This is a genomic window from Mesorhizobium sp. M7A.F.Ca.CA.002.05.1.1, assembly GCF_003998335.1.
Taxonomy (GTDB): domain Bacteria; phylum Pseudomonadota; class Alphaproteobacteria; order Rhizobiales; family Rhizobiaceae; genus Mesorhizobium.
Genome location: NZ_RZQI01001076.1, coordinates 1 through 1826, shown reverse-complemented (window position 1 = coordinate 1826; position 1826 = coordinate 1). Strand labels below are relative to the sequence as shown.

The following is a 1826-nucleotide window of genomic DNA, read 5'->3' as shown; positions in this document are numbered from 1 at the left end:
GTGGTGCCACCGGTGCGCCCTTGCGCCACGGCAAAACCGAGATCGGCGCGCGACAGCTTCATGGCGTCGCCCGTCATCGCCAGCGATTCGCGCTCGCCGTCCGAAAGCCCGATCTTGATGCGGCCGCCAACCACGGCGATCGTCGCCGGCACGGCGCCGCCATCGGTGATGATCTTTTCGACGTCGGCCGCCATGGCGCCATTGTCGGGGTAGGGCATGCCATGGGTGATGATGGTGCTTTCCAGCGCCACCACCGGCCGGCCGGCAGCCAGAGCCTGCGCCACCGGCGCGTGGATGTCGATGAGGGGGCGGGCGGTCTCAGGGGTCATCAGGGTCTCCAATCCGGAATGCGGCGCGTCCGTCGGGACACCAGGCAACATCGCGGCACTATGAATTCGCCGGTCTCATGCCACTTCCCTGGCATCCGGCACAAGAGCCAGCGCTTCCGCGAAGCTTGAGGCGGTGAACTCGGGAACGGCGTTGGCGCTTTCGATGGCAAGCGTCGCCCCGGCGATGCCTTCGCGCAGGGCCACCCGCAGCGGCAGTCCGCGCAGCAAGGCAGCGACCGTTGCGCCCGCCAGCGCATCACCGGCCCCGGTGACGTCAGCGACCTTTCGGGGATTGGGCGGCATGATCGAAAAGGCGCCTGTTTCATCGAACCCCAGCACGGGCGCGTCGCCTGCCGTGACCACGCCACTGACGAGGCCGCTGCATCGCAACCCGTCGACGACCTCGCGCTCCCTGGCATTCGCGGCGACGCCGGCCAGCACCATGGCCTCGCGCCGGTTCATGAAGACCAGCGAGAGCTCCTTCAGCACCGGTATCAGCCGCACCACCTTGGCCGGCGAGATGGCAATGGCGAAAACCGGCTTGCCCGCGGCGAGCGCGACCAGCCGTTCCAGCGCCGCCGTCGGCAGGTTGGCGTCGCAGAACACGGCATCGGCGGCCGCGATTGCTTCGCGCACCCTGGAGCGGCGAATCTGTTTGGGAAAGGCCAACTCATAGAGCGCCATGTCGGCAAAGCCGACGATCAGCTCGCCTTCGCTGTCGATCAGCGCCGTGTAGCTCGGCGTCGTGCGGTCGAGGAAGACCGCCGACAGGTCGGTAATGCCTGTCTCGGCGATGGCTCGCGAAACGGTATCGGCAGCGGCATCGCCGCCGCGAACCGACATCAGCGACGCGGAGACGCCGCGCCGCACGGCGCTGCGCAAAGCATTGAAGACGCCGCCGCCGACATCCTCGCGCATTGTGCCCGGATTGGAGGCGGCAGGCACGTAAGCGCCGGACACCTGGCCGCGTCGGTCGATATGGGCGCCGCCTATGGCCAGTATTTTCGCGGATTTCAGCATGCCGGCGATATGACCTTTGTTATTCCAGCCGCACAAGCGCTAGGTGCGACGGAGCTTCGCATGCGAGGCGGCGATTCGGCAGGTCGAAACAACGGAGCCGTCTGGCCCAACGTGCGGTGCATTCCTGATCGAATCCCTGGACAAAAAAAGAACAAATCCGGATATTGCTTGTTTTTCAGTTATTTGACCCCTCTTGCCAAATGAGAACAAAAAAGGTACAAATAGGCAGGGATTACGGATTGTCCGGCCTTCATTGACGACCAAGGGGTGATGTATCATGGCTCAGAATTCTTTGCGGCTGGTAGAGGACAAGGCAGTGGACAAATCAAAGGCTCTGGATGCGGCGCTGTCGCAGATCGAGCGGGCTTTCGGCAAGGGCTCGATCATGCGGCTCGGCGCCAACGATCAGGTCGTCGAGATTGAAACGGTGCCGACCGGCTCGCTTGGCCTCGACATCGCGCTTGGCGTCGGCGGCCT

2 protein-coding genes and 1 pseudogene are annotated in these 1826 nt (G+C 64.7%); 1 reads left to right on the top strand and 2 read right to left on the bottom strand.

Annotated elements, in window-relative coordinates:
- Window positions 1-329, bottom strand: a 329-nt coding sequence (locus EN939_RS32620) for a pseudouridine-5'-phosphate glycosidase (RefSeq protein ID WP_206528404.1), incomplete at its 3' end; no start/stop codon positions are given.
- 75 nt (window positions 330-404) lie between these two features.
- Window positions 405-1349 (bottom strand): carbohydrate kinase family protein, encoded by a 945-nt coding sequence (locus tag EN939_RS32615; protein ID WP_127270930.1) that lies wholly within the window; start codon window positions 1347-1349, stop codon window positions 405-407.
- Between the two features lie 277 nt (window positions 1350-1626).
- Here EN939_RS32615 and EN939_RS32610 point away from each other — a divergent pair.
- A pseudogene (locus tag EN939_RS32610) lies at window positions 1627-1826 on the top strand (DNA recombination/repair protein RecA); the annotation flags it as partial.

Excerpts from the sequence above, each read along its gene's own strand:
- EN939_RS32615 (WP_127270930.1), bottom strand. The coding sequence starts at position 1,349 with ATGCTGAAATCCGCGAAAATACTGGCCATAGGCGGCGCCCATATCGAC.